This window comes from Pseudomonas sp. BLCC-B112 (assembly GCF_028550695.1).
Taxonomy (GTDB): Bacteria; Pseudomonadota; Gammaproteobacteria; order Pseudomonadales; family Pseudomonadaceae; genus Aquipseudomonas; species Aquipseudomonas danubii.
The window spans coordinates 108,246-130,284 of sequence record NZ_JAQQGK010000001.1 but is presented as its reverse complement, the minus strand read 5'-3'; the positions used below and the strand labels follow the sequence as shown (position 1 = coordinate 130,284).

Annotated in this window: 18 protein-coding genes and 1 pseudogene; 7 read left to right on the top strand and 12 right to left on the bottom strand. The window is 60.7% G+C overall.

The window, feature by feature from the left end; genetic code table 11:
• The first annotated feature begins 46 nt into the window (after positions 1 to 46).
• The gene (locus tag PQT43_RS00595) at positions 47 to 679 is read left to right on the top strand and encodes a LysE family transporter (protein ID WP_272753390.1); all 633 of its coding nucleotides are present in this window, start codon (positions 47 to 49) and stop codon (positions 677 to 679) included.
• A 67-nt stretch (positions 680 to 746) separates the two neighbouring features.
• On the opposite strand, the gene PQT43_RS00590 is transcribed toward PQT43_RS00595, so the two are convergent.
• From PQT43_RS00590 to ptsP, 4 genes are all read right to left on the bottom strand, one after another.
• Entirely contained in the window at positions 747 to 1,124 is a 378-nt protein-coding gene (locus PQT43_RS00590; RefSeq protein ID WP_110653070.1) for a DUF6124 family protein, read from the bottom strand.
• A 483-nt stretch (positions 1,125 to 1,607) separates the two neighbouring features.
• Positions 1,608 to 3,353, bottom strand: a complete 1,746-nt coding sequence (locus PQT43_RS00585; RefSeq protein ID WP_267269369.1) for a PTS fructose-like transporter subunit IIB — start codon at positions 3,351 to 3,353, stop codon at positions 1,608 to 1,610.
• 11 nt (positions 3,354 to 3,364) lie between these two features.
• Positions 3,365 to 4,306 carry a 1-phosphofructokinase gene (pfkB, locus tag PQT43_RS00580; protein ID WP_267269368.1) on the bottom strand — a complete coding sequence of 314 codons (942 nt, stop codon included), beginning with the start codon at positions 4,304 to 4,306 and terminating at the stop codon, positions 3,365 to 3,367.
• Complete coding sequence (gene ptsP, locus PQT43_RS00575) at positions 4,306 to 7,167, bottom strand: phosphoenolpyruvate--protein phosphotransferase (protein ID WP_272753389.1); 2,862 nt, start codon at positions 7,165 to 7,167, stop codon at positions 4,306 to 4,308. The genes pfkB and ptsP overlap by 1 nt, the downstream gene beginning before the upstream one ends.
• Positions 7,168 to 7,469: 302 nt before the next feature.
• Here ptsP and cra point away from each other — a divergent pair, with 302 nt between their 5' ends.
• On the top strand, positions 7,470 to 8,465 hold the full coding sequence (cra, locus tag PQT43_RS00570) for a catabolite repressor/activator (protein WP_102861097.1): 996 nt from the start codon (positions 7,470 to 7,472) through the stop codon (positions 8,463 to 8,465).
• Positions 8,466 to 8,468: 3 nt separating this feature from the next.
• Positions 8,469 to 9,260, top strand: a complete 792-nt coding sequence (locus tag PQT43_RS00565) for a TatD family hydrolase (RefSeq protein ID WP_267269366.1) — start codon at positions 8,469 to 8,471, stop codon at positions 9,258 to 9,260.
• An 18-nt stretch (positions 9,261 to 9,278) separates the two neighbouring features.
• Here the strand turns inward: PQT43_RS00565 and PQT43_RS31260 are convergent, their stop codons facing one another.
• From PQT43_RS31260 to PQT43_RS00545, 5 genes and pseudogenes are all read right to left on the bottom strand, one after another.
• Entirely contained in the window at positions 9,279 to 9,983 is a 705-nt protein-coding gene (locus PQT43_RS31260) for a methyl-accepting chemotaxis protein (protein ID WP_372342434.1), read from the bottom strand.
• Between the two features lie 153 nt (positions 9,984 to 10,136).
• Positions 10,137 to 10,340, bottom strand: a pseudogene (locus PQT43_RS31255) (HAMP domain-containing protein); the annotation flags it as partial.
• A 1,183-nt stretch (positions 10,341 to 11,523) separates the two neighbouring features.
• Positions 11,524 to 12,360: a regulatory signaling modulator protein AmpE gene (ampE, locus tag PQT43_RS00555; RefSeq protein WP_102878335.1), complete on the bottom strand. Its 837-nt coding sequence runs from the start codon at positions 12,358 to 12,360 to the stop codon at positions 11,524 to 11,526.
• On the bottom strand, positions 12,357 to 12,917 hold the full coding sequence (gene ampD / locus PQT43_RS00550) for a 1,6-anhydro-N-acetylmuramyl-L-alanine amidase AmpD (RefSeq protein WP_102861093.1): 561 nt from the start codon (positions 12,915 to 12,917) through the stop codon (positions 12,357 to 12,359). The genes ampE and ampD overlap by 4 nt, the downstream gene beginning before the upstream one ends.
• A gap of 63 nt (positions 12,918 to 12,980) precedes the next feature.
• Entirely contained in the window at positions 12,981 to 15,209 is a 2,229-nt protein-coding gene (locus PQT43_RS00545; protein ID WP_272753388.1) for a DUF1631 domain-containing protein, read from the bottom strand.
• Between the two features lie 363 nt (positions 15,210 to 15,572).
• Here PQT43_RS00545 and nadC point away from each other — a divergent pair, with 363 nt between their 5' ends.
• A complete protein-coding gene (nadC, locus tag PQT43_RS00540; protein WP_102861091.1) occupies positions 15,573 to 16,421 on the top strand; it encodes a carboxylating nicotinate-nucleotide diphosphorylase in 849 nt (282 codons plus the stop codon).
• A 40-nt stretch (positions 16,422 to 16,461) separates the two neighbouring features.
• Here nadC and PQT43_RS00535 read toward each other — a convergent pair whose 3' ends face one another.
• On the bottom strand, positions 16,462 to 16,758 hold the full coding sequence (locus PQT43_RS00535; protein ID WP_047283892.1) for a DUF6388 family protein: 297 nt from the start codon (positions 16,756 to 16,758) through the stop codon (positions 16,462 to 16,464).
• Positions 16,759 to 17,166: 408 nt separating this feature from the next.
• Positions 17,167 to 17,688, bottom strand: a complete 522-nt coding sequence (locus PQT43_RS00530) for a hypothetical protein (protein ID WP_272753387.1) — start codon at positions 17,686 to 17,688, stop codon at positions 17,167 to 17,169.
• 759 nt (positions 17,689 to 18,447) lie between these two features.
• On the opposite strand from PQT43_RS00530, the gene PQT43_RS00525 reads away from it, so the two are divergent.
• The 3 genes from PQT43_RS00525 to PQT43_RS00515 all read left to right on the top strand — a co-directional run bounded on the left by PQT43_RS00525 (position 18,448) and on the right by PQT43_RS00515 (position 21,317).
• Positions 18,448 to 20,280, top strand: coding sequence for an AAA family ATPase (locus tag PQT43_RS00525; RefSeq protein ID WP_272753386.1), 1,833 nt, complete (start codon positions 18,448 to 18,450; stop codon positions 20,278 to 20,280).
• 308 nt (positions 20,281 to 20,588) lie between these two features.
• A complete protein-coding gene (locus PQT43_RS00520; protein ID WP_272753385.1) occupies positions 20,589 to 20,897 on the top strand; it encodes a hypothetical protein in 309 nt (102 codons plus the stop codon).
• A 12-nt stretch (positions 20,898 to 20,909) separates the two neighbouring features.
• On the top strand, positions 20,910 to 21,317 hold the full coding sequence (locus PQT43_RS00515; RefSeq protein WP_272753384.1) for a hypothetical protein: 408 nt from the start codon (positions 20,910 to 20,912) through the stop codon (positions 21,315 to 21,317).
• A gap of 27 nt (positions 21,318 to 21,344) precedes the next feature.
• Here the strand turns inward: PQT43_RS00515 and PQT43_RS00510 are convergent, their stop codons facing one another.
• Positions 21,345 to 21,857, bottom strand: coding sequence for a hypothetical protein (locus tag PQT43_RS00510; protein WP_272753383.1), 513 nt, complete (start codon positions 21,855 to 21,857; stop codon positions 21,345 to 21,347).
• Between the last annotated feature and the right edge of the window lie 182 nt (positions 21,858 to 22,039).

Below are 22,039 nucleotides of genomic sequence, written 5' to 3'. Positions count from 1 at the left end.
TCGTAATACCGGCCAACTTAATAACAGCCAAAGACTGGAGATTAACGTGGAAGCTGAAACATGGATCACTTACTTAATAGCCTGCATCTTCATCTGTATCTCTCCAGGCAGCGGCGCTGTTCTGGCGATGAGTCATGGCACTCTTCTTGGCTGGCGCCGGACCCTCTTCACCATTGCCGGCCTGGAAGCCGGTGGCGCGCTCATACTCTTGTTGGCAGGATTGGGAGTGGGCTCTGTGTTACTGGCCTCCGGATTCTGGTTCGGAGTGATCAAAGTCATTGGCGCCCTCTACTTGATCTGGCTCGGACTCGCTCAATGGCGCAGCGCCGGGACTCAAAGCCAGGCTCAAGCTGGACACTCCAGCGTCCCGACCACTCGACTCTTCCTCACCGGATTTGCAACTAACGTCTCCAATCCAAAGGGCATTATTTTCATGGTGGCCATCCTGCCCCAGTTCATAAACCAGGCACTTCCATTAGTCCCTCAACTTGCACTCATGGCCATGACCATGACCCTGGTGGATACGCTGGTGATGACAACCTACGCCTACAGCGCCAACCGACTGCAACAGTATCTGCGCAGCCCATCGGCCCTGAGCGTTCAGAGCCGATTCTTTGGCGGGGTACTGATGGCCATGGGTGCAGCCTTGCTCATGGTGAAGAACCAGACCGCCGATTGAACGACAACCCGTCTGGACGTAATGGCAAGGGCGCCGAAGCCCCTTGCCAAAAGAGCGGAAACCTCGACTACGGAACCGAGCGATTGCCATCAAGCAAGGCATCCACCACGCCGCGGGCCATTTCCACCGAATGCACCAGGGACCAGATCAGGCCACGCTCGATGCCGCTGGCATGTTCGGTGATCTCGTCGGACACCTCTTCGGCCGCCTTGAGTAGCATGGAAACGTGGAGCAAGGCTTCCTCGGCGCTGATGCCGGGGCGGACGGTGAAGGGCGAGTCGGTGCCCGCAGGACCCGCGGCGGTGGGGTGGAGAGCCGCAATCAACGAGCCGTTTACGCGGGTGTTGGCCAGCGCATGGCGAATGACTTCATTGGCCAGATCGTGGTCTGGATTACGACGGGAAGAAGGATGGAAAACAGGCGGATCGGGGACGATCTTTTTCATGGTGTAGCTCCTTGGGATGGAGCCACCACCTGACGCTGCTAAACGTAAGGTGGCAGCTGTACGCGGGTTAGCAGACCGGTCCAAGGAATCCGGCGCACCCAAGGGCGCCCCACGCACAGCCGCCATAACAGAACTCGGCAGGCCAAAAGCCAACCGGGACAGGGGCAATACTTGCGTGTCTTGGAATCAGGCTGCTAAACCCGATCACTGAACATTCAGTGACGAACCGAGCCTAGTGAGCCGAGTACCCAGCCGCAAGCGCCAAGGAGTGTCTCGGAAACGCCTTACAAAAGAAAGAGACTTGGCCGACCGTGAACACCACCAAAGGCTAAGATCGACCAAGATTCGGACGCATGATTTCCAGCGACCTTGAGATCGCCGCGTCTCCTGCGACGGAGTGCTGCCCAGAGCGTTCGCAGCCTGCGGCAGCGGCTACAACGGGTGCCGTTGCGGGATTGCGCCGCAACGGATGTGCCGTGGAGGTCAGGCCGCCTTGGCCGGTTCCAGGGCCAGTTCGACGGTCTCTGGTCGTTTCACCACCGCATATACCACCGCCGTCAGCAAACTCCCCGCGACAATCGCCAGCAGGTACAGCAACGCATGGTTGATGGCATTCGGGATCAGCATGACGAACAGGCCCCCATGGGGCGCCATCAGCTTGCAGCCAAAGTACATCGACAAAGCCCCGGTCAGCGCGCCGCCAGCAATGCTCGCCGGAATCACCCGCAGTGGATCTTTGGCGGCAAACGGAATCGCCCCTTCGGAGATAAAGCACAACCCCAACACCAGCGCCGCCTTGCCGGCTTCGCGTTCGGTCTGGGCAAATTTGCGTCGGGCAATGAAGGTGGCAATCCCTAAGCCAATCGGCGGCACCATGCCCGCAGCCATGGTCGCGGCCATCGGTGCATAACTCTGGGAGGCCAGCAGCCCCACCGAAAACGCATAGGCCGCCTTGTTGATCGGCCCGCCCAGGTCGACGCACATCATCCCGCCCAGCAGCACCCCCAGCAGAATGGCGTTGGTGGTGCCCATGCTGTCGAGGAAGTGGGTCAGCGCCGCGAGCATGCCCGCCACCGGTTTGCCCACCACGTAGATCATCACCAGCCCGGTAAACAGACTGGCCAGCAGCGGGATGATCAGGATCGGTTTCAACGCCTCCAGGCTTTGCGGCAGTCGCACATATTGGCTGATCGCCTTGGCCGCATAACCGGCCAGAAACCCGGCGACGATGCCGCCGATAAAACCCGCGCCCAGGGTGCTGGCGAGCAGGCCGCCGATCATCCCCGGCGCCAGACCCGGCCGGTCGGCGATGGAGTAGGCGATGTAACCGGCCAGCAGCGGCACCATCAACTTGAAGGCAGTCTCGCCGCCGATCTGCATCAAGGCCGCGGCCAGGGTGCCCTCTTCTTTGAAGGCGGTAATGCCGAAGACGAAGGACAGGGCAATCATCAAGCCGCCCGCTACCACCATCGGCAGCATGAACGACACGCCAGTCAGCAGGTGTTTGTAGACCCCGGTCTTTTCCTGCTTGGCCGCTGCCTGGGCGCCGGCAGCCGTGGACTCCAGCTGGCCCTCGGCCAAGGCCTTGTTCAGGGTCGCCTCGGACTGTTTCAAAGCCACGCCGGTGCCGCAGCGGTAGATGCGCTTGCCGGCAAAACGCTCGGTGGCCACTTCGATGTCCGCCGCCAGCAGCACCACGTCGGCGGCGGCGATGGCTTCGGCGCTCAGCGGGTTACGGGCGCCCACCGAGCCCTGGGTTTCCACTTGCAGGTCGTAGCCCAGGCGCTTGGCGGTCTGCTGCAAGGCCTCGGCGGCCATGAAGGTGTGAGCCACACCGGTCGGGCAGGCGGTGATCGCCACCAGGCGCGGCGCGCGTTTGCCCGCCTCGACCACCGGCTCGGCACTGGCCTCGGTGGCGACATGGATCTGAGCCTCTTCGGCGCCGCGACGCAGCACCGCGTCGACGTCCTGCAGAGCCTGGGACGGAGTGCTGCGGTAGACCCGCTTGCCGACAAAACGCGACAGGTCCACAGGCCCGGTGCTGACGACCAGCACCCACTCGGCGGCCTCAAGGGTGGCCGCTGACAGTTGGCGCTCGGGGTGTGCGTCATCGTGCACTTCAACGCTGGTACTCCAGCCCTGGCGCTGGGCCGCAGCGTCCAGCAGGCGGGCACAGAGCACGCTGGTGACCATGCCGTTGGGGCAGGCGGTAATAATGGCTAACTTCATACGCAACCCTCTTATTGTTCTAGGAGGGGATGCACGCGCACCCCCTGCTCCAGCCGGGCCAGTTGGGCCCTGTCGCTGATGCCGAAACCGATCTGGGTCACGGCCATGGCGGCAATCGCCGTGGCGGTGCGCAGGGTCTGTTCGAACGGCTGGACGCCGAGCAGGCCGTGGAGCATGCCCGCCAGCAGCGAGTCGCCAGCGCCCACGGTGCTGACCACGCTGACCTTGGGCGGCTGGGCCTGCAAGGACAGTCCGGCGCTAAACCAGTTCACCCCTTCGGCGCCGTGAGAAATCACCACGTGCTCGACGCCCTGGGCCTGCAGAAGACGCGCCGCCTCGGCCTGCACCGCCACGCCAAGCACCGGGCTGCCCAGGGCATCTGCCAGTTCTTCAGTGTTGGGCTTGATCAACCAGGGGCCCGTCGTCAGGCCGGCGCGCAAGGCGGCGCCGCTGGTGTCGAGGGCGACCTTCAGGCCCAGGCTTTTCAGGCGCAGCAACAGCGCCTGGAACCATTCGGGGCTGACGCCTCGCGGCAAGCTGCCGGCCACCACCACCGCGTCATGCCCGGGAGCGATCTGCTCCAGGCGCTCAAGCAAGGCCTGTTGCGCCGCCTCGCTGACCTCGGGCCCAAGGCCGTTGATATCGGTAATGCGCCCGTCGCTTTCGGCCAGCTTGATGTTGCTGCGGGTGTCGCCGGGCACGCGGATAAAGGCATCGACAAACCCGCGCTGGGCGAACAACGCGTCAAACGCCTGTGGATTGTTTTCCCCGAGAAAGCCACTGACGGTCAGTTGATGACCGAGGTCGGCCAGCACCTGGGCCACGTTCAGGCCCTTGCCTGCGGCATGGGTGTGCATGGCATCGCTGCGGTTGACCTGCCCCGCCTCCAGGTGCGCCATCTGGACAGTGAGGTCCAGCGCCGGATTGAGGGTCAGGGTGAGAATCTTCGCCATTACATGGCCTCCACTAGGGCACGCACTTCGTGGGCGCTGCCGACGGCCAAAGCCTGTTGAGCAAGGGTTTGCGCCTGGGTCAGGCTGAGTTCGCGAATCCGCGCCTTGACCTCGGCGATGCTGCGCCCGGAGACGCTCAGTTCATCCACCCCCAGACCCACCAGCACCGGCACCGCCAGCGGATCGGCCGCCAGTTCGCCGCAGACCCCGACCCATTTGCCGTGGGCATGGGCGGCACGCACGGTGATGTCGATCAGTTGCAGCACCGCCGGGTGCAGGCCATCGGCCTGGGCAGAGAGCGTCGGGTGGCCACGGTCGATGGCCAGGGTGTATTGGGTCAGGTCGTTGGTGCCGACGCTGAAGAAGTCCACTTCCTTGGCCAGCACCGGCGCCAGCAGGGCGGCGGACGGCACTTCGATCATGATCCCCAGTTGCAGGTCGGCCACGGGAATTTCCTGGCGCAGGCGCTCGGTCATGTCCCGGGCCTGGCGCCATTCTTCGACGCTGCCGACCATGGGGAACATGATCCGCAGCGGGCGGTTGTCCGCCGAGCGCAGCAGGGCGCGCAATTGCGCTTCCATGATCAGCGGCCGCTGCAGAGTCAGGCGGATGCCGCGCACGCCGAGGAAGGGGTTTTCTTCCTTGGCGATCGGCCAGTAAGGCAGCGGTTTGTCACCGCCCACATCCAGGGTACGCACCACCAGCGGACGCCCGGCAAGGCCGTCGAGTACGCGGCGGTATTCGGCTTCCTGGGTGGCTTCGTCCGGGGCCTGGGGATGGGCCATGAAGATCAGTTCGGTGCGCAGCAGGCCGATGCCTTCGGCGCCGTTTTCCACAGCGGCGGCGACACCGGCGCTTTCACCGATATTGGCGAACACCTCGACGGCATGACCGTCCGTGGTATGGGCCTGTTGATGGCGTTGCTCGGCGGCGGCCTTGAGGCGTTGCTCGCGGGTGTCACGTTCCTCGGCGGCCCGCTGCAGGGTGTGGCTATCAGCGTCGACATGCAGGCGACCGCGCTGGCCGTCCAGCAGCAAGGGCGTGCCGGACTTGATCAGCAGCACGCTGGCGCCCGCGCCCACCAGGGCCGGAATGCCCAGGGCCCGGGCGACGATGGCGCTGTGGGCGGTGGCGCCGCCGCGGGCGGTGAGAATGCCTGCGACCCGGACCGGATCGAGGCGCGCGACGTCCGAGGGTCCGACTTCGTCCATCACCAGGATGTAGGGCTGGTCCGGCTCGGCCGGGGTTTCGATGCCGCACAGCTGGGCCAGTACCCGGCGGCCGATGTCCCGCAGGTCGGCGGCACGTTCGGCGAGCAAGGCGTCCTGCAGGGCTTCCTGTTGTTTGGCGGCGGTTTCGATCACGGTCATCCAAGCCGCTTCCGCGCTTTCGCCCTGCTTGAGGCGGGTGTCCACCTCGTCGGTCAGCTCGGGGTCGTCGAGCATTTCCTGGTGGGTGATGAAGATCTCGCGAATGGCCTTGGACTTGCTGCGCTGGACCAGCCCATCGATGTCCTGGCGCACGTCGGCCAGGGCCTGCTGCAGGCGCTGGCGCTCGATGGCGGTGGACTCACCCCGCAGCGGGTAGTCGATGGCTTGCTGAACCTGGATGTGGGCCGGGCCGATGGCGATGCCGGGAGCGGCGGCGATGGCCTGGATCAGGCTGCCGGAGGCCGGGGCGCTGAGCGGCACCACGACTTCCTGCGGTTCTTCCCGGGGAGCGCTGGCCGCCGGCAGGGGCTCAACGGTTTCCCCGAGGCCGGCTTCGATGGCCGCCAGCAGGGCCGGCAAGGCATCAGCGGCAATGCTCGGTTCAGCAATCAGCTCCAGCACCTGGCCGCGTCGAGCACCGAGGCTCAGCAGTTTGCTCAGGCTTTTCACCGAGACCGCCGAAGCTGCGCCATCGGCGATACGGATGCGGATCTCGCCCTCGAAATTCTTCGCCAACTGCGCCAATTCCTTGGCCGGGCGGGCATGCAGGCCGTGGGCATTGGCCAGGGCGATGCGGGCGCTGGGCCAGTCCGCCGGCAACTCACCGCCGAGCACTTCCAGCACCGCGCGACGGCTGGTGGCGCGGCCCAGTTCCTGGCCCCGGCCTTCGATCAACAGCGCGCACAAACGCTCCAGCAAGGCTTGATGAGCTTCTCCCAGGCTGGCCAGGCAGAACAGGCCGCTCAGGGGCTGACCCAGGTAACGAATGGGTTTGTCCGGGGTGACGAACGCCAGCCCCGGGCGCAGCACGGTCTGCTCGCTGTGCAACCACCACAGGCCGTCGCCCAGGGGCAGCGCATCCACCTGTTGCAGCACCGCGGCAAAGCCGTTGCTCACGCATTCGGCCTGGCGCAGCAGGCGCGCGCCGCGCCAGACCAGCTCTTCGAAGTCTTCCGCCGCAACCCCGAGGCCGATCATCTGCGCGTCCAGCGCCAGTTCCTGGGGCGCGCCCTGCAACAGCTTGAGCAGGGCCTCCGGGGAACTGGCACGACGCAGGGCCTGGCCCAGGTCGGTTTCCCCCAGGGCCCGGGTCAGCAGTTGCAGCAGGCGCAAATGCTCGTCGGATTTGGCCGCGATGCCGATGGCCAGGTAGACGATCTGCCCGTCGCCCCAGTCCACGCCGTCGGGAAACTGCAGCAGGCGCACGCCGGTGGCAAACACCTGATCGCGGGTTTCCGGGGTGCCGTGGGGGATGGCGATGCCTTGGCCGAGAAAGGTCGAGCCCTGGGCTTCGCGGGCCTTGAGGCCGGCCAGATAACCTTCGGCCACCAGGCCGTCAGCCACCAGTTTGTCGGCCAGCAAATGCAGCGCCGCGGACTTATCCACAGCCGTTTGGCCCATGGATATCTGCTCTACAGTGAGCTCGAGCATGGCTTCTCCTATTTAGCGCGGCAGGGGGCGGCGCTAGGTATTGTTTTAAGTAAGCAGCGTAGGCGTGTTTAGGGCCACAAACGGGACTTGTTACCGGGCAGGGGCAGTTTTCCGTTTATGATCTAGCCTAGAAAATACGCCTGCTGAAACGTTTAATCTAGCAAGTTTGCTAAGTTACTCGATAATCTCGGCGCCTTGAAGTCCTTCTGCTCGATGGCCGGTTCCGACGTTGGTCGCCTGCCCAGATCAGGTAGGATTGGCGAAAATGTCGGGGCAAGCACCAAAAACAAGGAAATCCCGGGTTGAAACTCAGTGATATCGCTCGCCTGGCCGGTGTGTCCGTCACCACCGCCAGTTACGTCATCAACGGCAAGGCCGAACAACAACGCATCAGCAACGCCACCGTGGAACGGGTGCGCGCGGTGGTGGAGGAACACGGCTTCACCCCCAACCCCCAGGCCGCCGGCTTGCGCAGCCGCCACACCCGGACCTTGGGGTTCATTCTTCCGGACCTGGAAAACCCCAGCTACGCGCGCATCGCCAAGCTGCTGGAGCAAGGTGCTCGGGCCCGGGGTTATCAGTTGCTGATCGCCAGCTCCGACGATGCGCCGGACAGCGAGCGGCAATTGCTCCAACTATTTCGCGCGCGGCGTTGCGATGCGCTGTTCGTCGCCAGCTGCCTGCCGCCGGAAGACGACAGCTATGAGCAATTGCAGGCCCAGGGCTTGCCGATCATCGCCATCGACCGGGTGATGCCGTCCGAGCTGTTCTGCTCGGTGATCAGCGACGACCTGCACGCCAGCCTGCAGCTGACCCAGAGCCTGCTTGAGCCCGAGCCCAAGCAGATCGTGCTGATCGGCGCGCGCCCGGAACTGAGCATCAGCCAGGAGCGCGCCGCTGGTTTCCGCCAGGCCCTGCAAGGCTTCGGCGGTGAGGTGCTGATCGAGCACGGCGAAGCCTTCAGTCGTGATTGCGGCCGGCAGTTGATGGAAGAGTTGCTACAGCGCCTGGGGCACCTGCCGGATGCCCTGGTGACCACCTCCTATGTGCTGCTGCAGGGGGTGTTCGACGCTTTGCACGACTTCCCGCTCAAATCCCGGCCGCTGCGCCTGGGCACCTTCGGTGATACCCAGTTGCTGGACTTCTTGCCGCTGCCGGTCAACGCCATGGCCCAGCAGCACCAGCTGATCGCCGAGAAAGCCCTGCAACTGGCCCTGGCCGCCATCGAAGAAGGGCAATACCAGCCCGGCGTCCAGGCCATCGCCCGGACCTTCAAACAGCGCATCCGGCAGGCTTGAACCGTGGAACTGATCGACACCCACACCCATCTGGATTTTCCGGATTTCGACGACGACCGTGAGGCGCTGCTGGCCGACAGCCGCGCCCGGGGCGTCTCGCGAATGGTGGTGCTGGGGGTCTATCAGGCCAATTGGCAGCGCGTCTGGGATCTGGTGCAACGCGCCCCACAGTTGCACGCCGCCTTTGGCCTGCACCCGGTCTATCTGGACGTTCATCAACCCGCCGACCTCCAGCAACTGGGGGACTGGCTGACGCGATTGGCAGGGCATCCCCAGCTGTGCGCGGTGGGCGAGATCGGCCTGGATTACTTTCTTGCGCAATTGGACCGCGAGCGCCAGCAATCGCTGTTCGAGGCCCAGTTGCAGCTGGCGGCGGACTTTCATTTGCCCGCCCTGCTGCACGTGCGGCGCAGTCACGCGGCGGTGATCGCCACCTTGAAGCGTTTCAAGCTCAAGCGCGGCGGCATCATCCACGCCTTTGCCGGCAGCCGCGAGGAAGCCCGGGAATACATCAAGCTGGGGTTCAAGCTGGGCCTGGGCGGCGCCGCTACCTGGCCTCAGGCATTGCGCCTGCGCAAGGTCCTGGCCGACCTGCCCCTGGACTCTGTGGTGCTGGAGACCGACTCGCCGGACATGGCGCCCGCCATGTTTCCCGGCCAGCGCAACAGTCCGCAGCATCTACCGGCGATCTGCAGCGCCCTGGCAGACATCATCGGTATCGCTCCCGAGCAACTGGCCAGGGCCAGCACCGGTAATGCCTGCGAGCTGTTCGGCTGGCCCTCAGGCACGCCGTAACGATCGCCTCCTCCCCGGTCAGACGCGGAAAGCCCCAATCAACTGTTTCAACTGCACCACCTGGGCCGACAGCTGGCGGCTGGCATCCTCGGTCTGGTGCGCGCCTTCGGCAGTGCGTTCACCGGCGCGATTGATCTCGACAATGTTCTGGTCAATGTCATGGGCCACTGCCGTTTGCTGCTCCACGGCGGCGGCGATCTGCTGGTTCTGGTCGACGATCATGCCTACAGCACCCAGGATGTTTTCCAGGGCCTGCTGAACCTTTTCCGACTGGTCGACCGTGCCATTGGCCATGGCGTGACTGCTGCCCATGGCCTTGACCGCCGCGCCGACGCCGCCGTGGAGCTTGCCGATCATCTCCTCGATTTCTTCGGTGGATTGCTGAGTGCGCTTGGCCAGGGTCCGCACTTCATCGGCCACCACGGCAAAGCCCCTGCCTTGCTCGCCGGCGCGGGCGGCCTCGATGGCGGCATTCAGGGCCAGCAGGTTGGTCTGTTCGGCAATGCTCTTGATCACTTCCAGCACCCGACTGATGGACTGGCTGTCGCTGGCCAACTGGTTGATCACCCGCACCGACTGATCGATCTCGCTGGCCAGGCGAGCAATGCTGTCTTGCTGGGACTCCACCAGCCCACGGCCGCTGATGGTTTCGTCGTTGACGCTGTGGGCACTGCTGACTGCCGCCGCCGCGCTGCGGGCCACTTCCTGGGAGGTGGCGGACATCTGGTTCATGGCCGTGGCCACTTGTTCGATCTGGCTGCGCTGGCCGGCCACGGCCTGGTTGCTCTGGGCCGAGACGCTTTCCACCTGTCCGGCCTGGCGCTCCACTTCGCTGACGGTATGGCCGACCCGTTCGATCAGGTCGTGGATCTTGCGCACCGTGCCGTTGAACACACTGCCCAGTTCGCCCAGCTCATCACGGCTGTGGGCGGTGAAGGTGACGGTCATGTCCCCCGCCGCCACCTTGTCCATCATCGCCCCCAGTTGGCGCAGGGTGGTGCGGGTGGAGGCATAGAAGCCGCCGTACAGATAAACGATGGAGAGAAACACCAGGGCCAGGGCCGCTACCAGCAGCACCATGTGGCTGCGGTTCTGCTCCAGGCGTTTTTGCAGCTCGACATCAAGGAACTTCAAGGTGCCTTCGTTGAGTTGATAGGTCTGCGCCATCAGGCTGCTGATCTGGTCGTAGAACCCCTGCCAGGGCGCGTCCAGGGTATCGGCCATCACCACCTGCTCTTCGAACAGTTCGCTGGCCTGCTTGAGGCTGCCTTTGCTGGCACTGGCCAGGCTGTCCAGGGCGTCGTGGGCGGCGCGGCTGGAGCCCAGGGCATCCTGCAGCTTGAGTCCGTACTCGGCCTGAAGCTTTTCGATCTGCACCAGCAGCTCGTCGAAGCGGGTGCTGGATGAAGAGTTGAGAAAACCCTGGCCCAGGGAATAGGCGCCCATGGCCCGACCTTCTCCCAGGGTCTGGGTGACTTGCGGGGTGACGCTGGTGATCAGCTCGCTGAGCTGGCGGATATCGCCCTGAGCATCGCGGCTCAGGCCCGACTGGCTGGCGATGATCTGGCTGAACAGTTGCGCGCTGCCCAGCAGCTTGCCGATCAGCCCGCTTTTGTTCAGCAGCGAGCTTTCCACCTGCTGGGCCTTGAAGGCCGCCACCAGCTCGTCGCGCTTGGCGTTGAACACCTCGACCTGCTGGGGATCGACAGTGACGGCCTCAAGAGCCTGCATGCGCTCGAGCACGGACTTTTCCAGGGCGACTATCTTGCCCTCCAGATCCCCTGCCTTGCCGGACTGACCAAGGCTGGCGTTGATCTGCACCAGGTTGTTGAGGGTCTCCAGGTCCCGGCGCAGGGCCAGGCTGCTGCCCAACAGGTCGAGACTTTGCAGTTCGACCCGGGTGCCCTGGAACTCCCGGTAGGAGTCGCGTACCAGATAGAAGTTGGTCACCAGCATGGGCACAAAGAACAGCACGCTGATCAGGCTGAACTTCATGCCGAAGCTCAGGCGGTTCATCAGCGCGACAGCGGGATAGAGCAAGCTCTTCACAAGGAAGTCTCCCTTTTCTTTTATTGTTATGGGCCGGCAGGCGAAGGCAGCAGAAAGCCACTATTCGGCGCTCCGTCTGTATAGCTCAATTTCGGGGGAGGTTTTGTAACTTAAAGTTAACCGCGCATGGGCGGTGGATCGGGGCGGTGGATCGAGCCCGTGGCCCGGGCTGGCGCAGCGAGCCAGACTGGCTCGCTGCGCCAGGGGCACAGATTCAGGCGAGAACGGTCCACAGGGCAAAACCGGCGTACCAGAGCACGGCCGCCCGCAGCTGCAGCTCCCAGATGCGGTCCAGGCTATTGATGCCTTCGGGCCCGGCCAAAGGGGGAGGAATCTCGGCGGCCACCAGGCCGACCTTCTCTACCAGTTGCGCGGCGCTGATGTGCCAGTTGAGCAACTCGTGGAGCATCACCCGGCTCACGGCCACGAAGTTGCCCACCAGGGCGAAGCTCGCCGCCAGCAGGCGCACCGGCAACCAGTCGAAGGCATGGCGCAACTGCGCCGCACGCTCCACCAGGGCGGGATTCTTGCCGTGCTCGGCAGCCAACGCCAGCAGGCGATAGCTCAAGGCCGCCACCGGGCCCAGCAGGAAGTACCAGAAGATCACCACGAAGAAGCTCTGGAAGGCCTGCCACAGCAGATAGCCCTGGACCCGTTCCAGCAGTTGCTCGCCATTGTCGGCGTCAATGTTCAGGTCACGCTTGGCCACATGCACCGCTGCTTGCAGGTCTTCACGGCGCCAGGCATCGCGAAACGGCCCGAGGCCACCGAGCAGATCGCCCCGGCCCAGAGCGTAGATCACCACCAGCAGATGCACCGGCAGGGCCAACAGTCCATAGGTGACCGGCTCCAGCACCAGCAGCAAGAGACCGAGCAAAGCCACCGGCAGCAATACCAGCACCAGCAACAGGCACCATGGATGCCCCGCCAGACGCGGACTGGCCTCCAACCGCGCCAACTCCTTCAGCCACCAACCGTCGCGCTGCACCCGCTGGCGCAAGGCCGAGAATTTCTCGATCCACACCGCCAGCAGCAACACCAGAAAACTCATTGTCCTTCTCCCTTCTCCAAGGCGGCACGATAACGTGCCCAGTCAAAAGCCTGGCCCGGGTCGGTCTTGCGCCCGGGAGCGATGTCGCTATGACCACAAATCCGTTGTGGCGTGATGGCGCAGAAAGCCGCCTGTAATTGTTTGGTCAGGGCACTCAGGGAACGGTACTGGGCGTCGGTGAAGGGCAATTCGTCAGTGCCCTCCAGTTCAATGCCCAGGGAAAAATCGTTGCAGGTGTCCCGCCCCTCGAAGCTCGACACGCCGGCATGCCAGGCCCGATCCAGACAAGAGACAAACTGAGTGACCGCGCCGTCACGTTCGATCAGAAAATGCGCAGACACGCGCAAGTCGGCGATCCCGGCAAAATAGGGATGCTCTGTGACATCAAGGCGATTCTGGAAGAATTCCTGCACCTTGCCGGTGCCGAACTGCCCCGGCGGCAGACTGATGTTATGAATCACCAACAGGGAGATCTCGCCTGCCGGGCGTTCATTGAAATTGACTGACGGGCAGTGCCGTACGCCGTGACACCAACCCGTGGCAGGGTCCAGCCGCATACCGATTCCTTCAACTAAAGCCTTGAGTGGCCCAGTATGCCGCGTTACCCCCTCGGGTTGCGATCACTTGCCGTGATTGAGTCGCTGCAGATTGCCGATCACCGATTCCAGGGCCCGATCGAACAGCAAGGTATCGTCCAGCGCCCGCACCGCGCCGCGATGAAACTCCAGGGCCAGGCCCATGCGCGTGCGCTCCAGGACTTTCATTCCGGTGCGGTTGACGAATACGTACTTGGCCACGGGATGGGGAACAATCGCCGCCAGTTTGCAGCGCAAGGTATTGTCCTCGTCCTCCTGAAACTCGACCCAGGCCCCCAAGCGCAGTTGCTCCACTTGCAACACACCGGGGTCATTGGCCGGCAGAGCCAGCGGAGCGGCCTCCAGAGGGCCTTCTTCGGCGCTGGGCAGGACGATCTCCTGGGCCACCACGATCAGATCGCTAGGCTCGGCCCCCAGGGGCACCACTCGCTGTTGCGGTGCCTGGGCTTCACGCTCGAATGCCTGCAGGTGCAGAAGCTCCAGCTGGCTGAAGAATTCGCTAGTGGCAAAAGGATCGAAAGCTGCGCTGCTCAAACCGTCTCGCAGGCCCTTGAGCAGTCCCGGCACCAGGGCCAGCAGGCGCATTGCGGTGTCCGGCTGCTCGTGGCGTTGCACACTCCAGATCAGCTCGCGCATGACGCCCTCAGCAGTGCGCCATTCGGCAGAGTCATCACCGTGCTTCAGGCAACTGAGCAACAGCACCTGGCTCCAGGCATCGCGAACAAAATCCACCACTGTGTGCGGCAGCACCTTGCCCAGCAGCGCTTCATTGAGTGCCTGTTCCACCCGCCGTCTCGCCAGCTCCGCCTTGGCCCGCCCCTCCTCGGCGTCTCGGGTGCGCTGCTCCAGCAACTCGGCACGACGTCGTTCGTCGGCGGTAAAGGCGAGAAAATCGGCCAGCAGCTCGGAAAAGATCGCCGGGTCGTCGGTGAATTCGCTCAGCAGGCGTTGCACCACTTGTTCGATTCGCAGATACAGGCTGTCGCGCTGATGGTCATCGCAGCCACCCCAGCCCATCGCTGCGGCAGCGATTTCATTGAGCAGGCGCCGCGCTGGGTGGTTGCCGCGACTGAAGAAACTCTTGTCCAGCACCGCCACCTTGAGCATGGGAATCTGCAGGCGGCCGATCAGCGCCTTGAGGGACTCCGGCAGATTACGGTCGTCAAGGATGCACTCGAAGAGCATGGCAATCAGGTTGATCACATCCTCGTCGGCAACATCCACGACCCGGGACTTGCCGCTCTTGACGCTGACCCGGGTGAGCAGTTGTTCCAGCTGATTGCGCAGGTCGAAATCTTCCTGGGCACTGGGGGCCGGCACGTATTGCTGCAGATGGGACAGCAGGCGCATAAGGTCACGGGTCGAAATCGGTTGGGTTTCGGCGCTGGCCTCAAGGGTCGGGGCAACGCTGCCACGCACATGCAGGAGCAGTGTCTGCAAGGCCGCGAAGACTTCCTGCACACTCTCGTCGAGCGGGCTCTGACCCGGTTTGTGCGCACCGCCATCGGCAGTGGCGGTCTGGGCTTCAGACTGGGCTCGATCCGAGGCCCGGCGCGCCGGGGCCGGCATCAGCTCCGGCAGGATTCCAGTGGCGATCAACAGTTGGTTGGCTTCGCCATAGAGCAGTTCGGCATCACTGAGCACGTACCGCTCGAACAGCTTGAGGATGATCAACTTGACCTTGATCTCCACCCCCAAACTGCGTCCGGCCTGGAGGAAGTACTCACAGAGCAGCGCCGGAGCCAGAGGGTTTTCCGCATCCGCCAAGCGCCGGCCCAGCAGCACGCCCAGGCGCGCCGTCAGTTGCCCGAGGGCGAAGCCGTCCCGGTTGAGAACCTTGGCCACCATGGCATCCACGGCCACGGTCTTTTCCAGATCATCCCGGGAAGGGTCAAGAGAAGGGTCGTAAGCCACCGAATGGGGAATGACCAGGGCCGGGTCGTACTGCACCAGGCCAGCGAAGGCTTCGAAAAACTTTTCCAGAAAACCGCGTTCGATGCTTTTGCGCTTCAAGCGCAGATCGCGCATGGCCTCAAACAGGGTGTTCTGCTCGACATTGTTCTGCGCCCGATCGGCCATTTCGAACAGCGTGTCGTCGGCGTTATCGAACAGTTCCTGTAAACCGTGACGCAGCTGCTGGGCGGCCTTGTCTCGAACCTGAAGCAGAATCACCGGCAGGCGGGCAAGCGGCGAAGCGGTCGCCTGATCTGTAGCCGCCTTGTGCAAAGGCACTACATTCCCGTCGTTGTGCATCCAAGCCTCCTGGAAAGGTGTTTCTTCGGTTCGAAATCAAGGTTCAGTCAAGCCGACGGCGCTCACAGTCGGCTCTCAGCGGAGGCAAATGCATTCCACTGCACTTTATTTAGGGGGGAGCCAAAGACACGTCAAAGCTATGACGTCAATTACAAGTCATATTATCTTGTAAAAGTCCCCTCTTGCGCCAGCAGACTCTGCCACCTATCCGGAAATAACCCTCAGGCAAACTAGAAAAATCACTCTTGCTTATCAGACAAATCGACGAAAGACAGGTTCGTCAAAGACTCGCCGAGATTTGCCACCTTGGGTTCGCCGATCCCATGCCCCTATAATCGGCGCACTTAGTTTGTGGAGCCCGTTATGCCGAATCTACGCCTCGCCGACCTGACCGCCGAAATCGAAGCCAACGTGCGCCGCGCGTTGCTGGAGGACATCGGCAGCGGCGACATCACCGCGCAACTGATCCCGGCCGAACGCCTGGCCAAAGCCACCATCATCACTCGCGAAGCGGCGGTCGTCGCTGGTACAGCCTGGGTGGATGCGGTGTTCCGCCAACTGGACCCGCGGGTTGCCGTGCACTGGCAAGTGGCTGACGGCGAGCGGGTGGTCCCCAACCAGGCGCTGTTCCACCTGGAAGGCCCGGCCCGCTCACTGCTCACCGGCGAACGCAGCGCTCTGAACTTCCTGCAACTGCTGTCCGGCGTGGCCACCCGCGCCCGTTATCTGGCCGACTTTGTCACCGATACCCAGGTCAAGCTGCTGGATACCCGCAAGACCCTTCCCGGCCTGCGCCTGGCACAGAAGTACGCGGTTACCTGCGGCGGCTGCCACAACCACCGTATCGGTCTGTATGACGCCTTCCTGATCAAGGAGAACCACATCGCCGCCTGTGGCGGCATCGCCCAGGCCATCAGCGCCGCCCACAAGATCGCCCCGGGCAAGCCGGTGGAAGTGGAAGTGGAAAGTCTTGGGGAGTTGAAGGAAGCCCTGGCAGCCGGTGCCGACATCATCATGCTCGATGAACTGAGCCTGGACGATATGCGCGAAGCTGTGCGTCTGAATGCCGGCAAGGCCAAGCTGGAAGCCAGCGGGGGAATCAACGAAAGCACCTTGCGCCCGATTGCCGAAACCGGGGTGGACTACATTTCCATCGGTGCCATGACCAAGGATGTGAAAGCCCTGGACCTGTCCATGCGGCTGAGCATCTGATCCATGAAAAACGCCAGCCTGATTAAGGCTGGCGTCGGGCTCAACTGTCGATCTCGTTGAGCTGCAGATAATCCTCAAGGTCCATGCCCAGCGCTTCAGCAACCTCCTGATGCACCTCCAGGCGCATAGCCTTCAGTTCCTCCGGTGTCTCGGCCACCAGATCGAGCACCAGTTCCCACGGCTCGATGCCGCGAGACTCTGCCTCGTCCTCAAACGCCCATTGCGCTTGCTGCTTCTGTTCTTCGGGGCTCAGGGCGCTGATTTCCTCTTGCAAGGAAGGCGTGGCAGCCAGGTACCGTTCAAGCGCTACGTCGATTCTTGCCTCTTTAGGAATCATCTCGTTCTCTCTGATCATGGGAATGGAAGATGGATCTGGATCGTTGGGATCTCTCTGCCGCAAAAAACCGTTACAACCGTCGATTTATCTGGCCTTCAGAACCATTCGGGATCATCTGAAAACAGCATGCTGGTACTCAGACAGCAACCGAATATAGGACCTTTGGGCGACGATTTATATGACCTGATGCACCCATTGCAGAAAAACCGCGGTTTTCCAGGCCACCCTCAGGCACCGGCTGGCTGAGTCCTTGAAGGAACAAGACTCTGCGCAGAACGCAGGAGCGCCTGAAAAGAATCCCAACCTTACCGGGAAAATGACAGAAAACCCTCAGTGATCAGACGCAAATGATCGAAGAACTCAAACGTACCATGAACAAACTCGACCGCCCCCAACGCTTGCTCCCACTCAGCCCGCGATTGATTCTTTTCTCAAGCAGGCCCCTACCTTGCCAAGGTCCAGAAACCTTCTGAGATTTTCCAAGATATCGTACTTCTTCACTGTCCCATCCTTGGCCATATTCATCTCAGCTCGGGTCATCCACAAATGACCTTCCTTGCTTTGATTCGGAATAACAGAAATGACCATATTAAATTTCGTCATCCCCGGAGGCGTAACGTTTGACTTAGGCTCATAAAAATTGAAAGTCAGTTCATTATCCTTATTGGGAGAGACGTTTTGCGCACTGACAACAGGCAGCCCGGCTGTTGCAGCAGTGGGAAAATGAGCGGAGTACAAAACGCTTGCGCCCTGTATCTGCTTGGTTATTTCCAAATAATATTGCTCACGATCCTTCGCATTGTCTGGAGTCGCACACGCTTCGCCCTCCATTGCAAAGTACTTTCCCTCGAACTCATACGAAGGGGCTTTCTCACAGGCCGCAAGGGATAGCGACACCGCACCGACCAACACCAATTTCAACTTGCTCACACCGGACACTCCATGATTCCAGGAGATCATTATGAGCATTACTTTTCCCAGACACCATCGATGTATACGCAACATGAAGCGATGGCATACCTAGCAGAGCAGAAGTCTCAAACTCATCAGAAAACCTTAAACCAACCAAAAATAAATTACTGCGAATTGAATCCAGGCGAGCACGACCATAGTTTGACCACGCCTCTAGCACACCCTAATAAAATTAATATACACATCGTCAAACAGTAAGAACTTCCGAACCAAATAGCACAAGAAACCTAGAACAAACTTAACCGAACACTTAATACAAGCTAACAGTGCAAAGAGTGAGCTCAGCGCAGCTGGATCATTAGCTCATTTAGAGGGGCAAGCATTCAGCGCCAAGAAGGCTTGGTTACATGCTCATCATGGACAACGGCAAACGATTCGAATGTTGAAAACTGGTGCCGGAGACAGGAGTCGAATTCGGACAACACAAGCCAAATAAACAAAGGCTATCCACCGTTCAGACTCCCATGAAGGTACTCATCCTGGCGCTTTGCCATCCTCTACCTATAGTCAATACGCACCCGAGCGACTAACCACACCGCAGCTACCTACAGGTCGTGATTCGAAGATCCACTGGCTCAGTGGAGCCTCGGGTTCACATCGATGCCTGAGGCCTCTTGATGAAATTTCCTTCCGGCAGAATGGACGTGACTTTTTGCCGTTGAGGGCTGACAGCGGTTGGTAAGGAAACGAAGACATACACAGATCAGGGATCTCACGATGCGCCTTAAGACCGTCAAGCTCAGTCATTTTCGCGGCTATAGAACACCCACCGTCATTCCTATCGATTCATCTATGACCGGCATTGTGGGTCGAAACGACTTTGGGAAGTCGACCATCCTGGAAGCACTGGCCATCTTCTTCGACAGCGCAGACATCAAACCCGACAAGAGTGATATGAACTGCTTCAGTCTAGCCGAGGGTCACACTCAGTTCGAGATTGCCTGCGAGTTTGACGACCTTCCTGAGGCTTTGGTGCTGGATGAAAATGTACACACCTCGCTATCGCAGGAATACCTGCTGAATGCGGCTGGCGTCCTTGAGGTGGTCAAAACGTTCAAAGCGAGCACCGGCAAACTGGACAGTACAGCCATCCGCTGTGAGCATCCGGCTGATAAAGCGCTCGCTAGCCTACTCAGTCTGAAAATGGTCGAACTGAAAAAGCTCGGCGCACAGTTTGAGATCGCTGATCGAGTAGCAGATCAGCGGGTGGCATCCCAATGGCGGAAAGCCATTCGCGATGCGGCCGGAGATGTTGCCTGCCAAGAGACACTTCTTGATGTAGGTAAGGGACTGTCCACAGAAGGCAAATCTGTTTGGGATAAGATCGAGGCGATGCTGCCAACATTCGCGCTTTTCAAGGCGGACAGGGAGAGCAGCGACGGTGATGCCGAGGCCAAGAACCCTCTACAGCAGGCGGTCAAGGAAGCCCAAGCAGCGCTACAGGAGCAGATCAGTGAGCTAGAGCGGCAGATCGAGAGCAGTGTGTTGGACGTTGCTGGACGCACCCTCGACAAACTTCGAGAAATGGCTCCAGAGTTGGCTAATGAATTGACTCCCCGTTTCAAAGAAAAGCCCAAGTGGAGCTTCAGCTTTACTCTTGAGGGCGAGAATGGCATCCCCATAAATAAACGCGGCAGCGGGGTACGTAGGCTCATTTTGCTGAACTTCTTCCGAGCTGAGGCCGAAAAAAATGCAGTGGCTGGTAGCCCACGCAACGTGATCTACGCAATCGAAGAGCCGGAAACCTCACAGCACCCCAACTATCAGATGATGTTGATGAAGGCCCTTCTGGAGCTATCCAATCAAACCAATAGGCAGATCATCGTCACCACCCACGTCCCTGCGTTAGCTGGCCTGATGCCCATCAACGGCATCCGTTACGTAACCAAAGACGAACAAGGCGTCCCCATTGTAAAAATGCCAACCAAGGAAGTACTTACGGAAGCCGCAGAGAGTCTAGGCGTACTACCCGAGACAGGAATGGAACGAGCAAAAGGGGTCGTCCTGGTGGAGGGCAAGTCCGACGTCACCTTCCTCCGTCACACTTCAAATACCCTCAAAGCAGGGGGACACCTCCCATCCAGCTTGGAAGACGCGGGAATCGTCCCGATCCTAATTGGTGGCTGTGGCAGCGTTAAGCATTGGGTAACCCTCAATCTTGCGGACGACCTTGGACTGCCTTGGTGTGTGTTTTTGGACTCCGATGTTGGCGGAAGCCCGGAGCAGGTTGCAGCCATCTTGAAACGTAAGCAGGAAGTCGAGGGACAGGGACGAGCGTTCTACTCGACGCGTAAACGTGAAATCGAAAACTACTTGTGCCCCGACATGATCGATGCCCAAAGCGGAAAAAGGGTTACGTTCACAGACACTTGCGACGCCAAGAAAATCATCGGCAAGGCAGTTGGCATGAAGCCAGACGATGTGATTGACAAGTTCTGGCCGCTAATGACAGCTACGCAGATCATTGATCGCTCTACATATCATGACAATGGGGTAGATCGCGCTGAACTCAAGGACCTGTTGGAGAATCTGCTCAAGCTAGTCGCCTGACCTCTGCCACTGCTAACAAGCCTTACAGGCAGCAGTCGCTGCGCGGCCGTACGCTTCGGATTGACATCGGACGGCCGCGCCTGATCTGTTTCGAACCAAATCGAAACAGGAGGCGGCCTCAACCGCGACTGTCGAACCACCCACTACAGCACCCAAAGAATCGGGAGAGAAAGTAAAGTGGGAATGTTCCAGGCATGAGCGCAAAACCAAACCTGGCCAGAGCCACCCTATGCCAGACTCCATCCAGTACATGCGGAATGCGTTGAACGTGCATCTCAACGCCAGCAAGCCTAGCTGAAGGGTTTACCATGATCACGCACTACATGTATGAAAGTGGCAAATCTGCCTGCGGTCGGAACAACCACAACCTCGCTGGTACATCGGACGTAAAGCGCGTCCGGTGCAAGAATTGCCTCGATTCTCATCGGTATCAGCAAGGCATCTGGTTCAGTGACTTCCAAAACCATACGGGCACAGAGCCCAGGGGGCTTCTTGAGTGGGCCACCGGCACGATGCCTTTCGACACGGCCGCCCATCACAGCCTGGCCAGCTATCGAGCAGAAACCGCCTCACTGGCTGACCGTCTTGAGCGGCAGTTGGAGCCGCTGATTATTTAGGAGCATGGCACGATGGCCTGGACCATTTGGATTCCTTTGCTGGTCGCCATTCTGGCCGCTGCTTTGGCATTCGCATCTGGCACTCTGATCGAGCGCAGCAAACGTAGGCATTCGCTGCGGAATGAAGCGTATGCAGAATACTTGTCGGCAGTGGCGCGCTCGGTCTCAGCAAATCCACCAGATAGGCAAAAGGTGCTGGCTGATGCAGCGCTTACGAAATGCAAGATAGTGATCCACGGATCAGACAAGGTCATTCAGGCTTTGAAAGCATTTGAGTTGTCGGGCGCCGTAACATCCAGCGAACAGGGGCAAGATCGATTGATATCTCTAGTGATGGCAATGCGTGGAGACTCGAAGATAACCCGCAATGATCTATGTGCCCTGCTATTGGGTAAGCACCCACCAAATACTCACCCTTGAAAGAAACATGCCCCACCGTGCCCATTGTCAGTCGTTGTCTTTCCTCAAACAGGCACCTGTCTCGCCAATAGTTGTGGCTCTTCTCAGGTTCGCAAGAAGATCAGCTTCGTTGACCTTTCCATTCCTCACGCTTGTGAGCTCTGCCTTTTTGAGCCAAAGATGACCATCCTTACTCTTGTTAGGAATGACGGTGATGACAATATCGACTGCCGGGCTACCTGAAAACGTCCCCGACACCTCTGGCTTGGTGAAGTTGAAGGTAAGCTCATCATCGTCTGTTGCCGAGACGCTTTGAGCGGCGACAATAGGGGCTCCTGCCCGCGCCGCGATTGGAAATTTAGCCGAGTAAAGTGCTGTGCCGTTGTGTACCTGCTTGGTTATATCTAAAAAGTATTGCTCCCGATCCGTGACGCTGGACGGCGTCGTGCAGTCCTCACCTTCAGTGGCGAAATACTTTCCCTCGAACGCATAATCGCCCTGCCAACAACCAGCTACAGACACAAATACCATAGCCAGTAGCGCCAATTTCCATTTCTTCACCCTGCACGCTCCTTGATGACAATGTGCCATTGTTCCATTTACGTCCCGCCAAAGCTACGTCATACACCCACAGCATTGAGTCGCTGCACAAACAGTTGGCAGCGAAATTCTTACAGACATAACATCCAGTACAAGCGGATGACGGAGCCCTCCGTGGCCACAATGACGTGACGCGCTGCCGC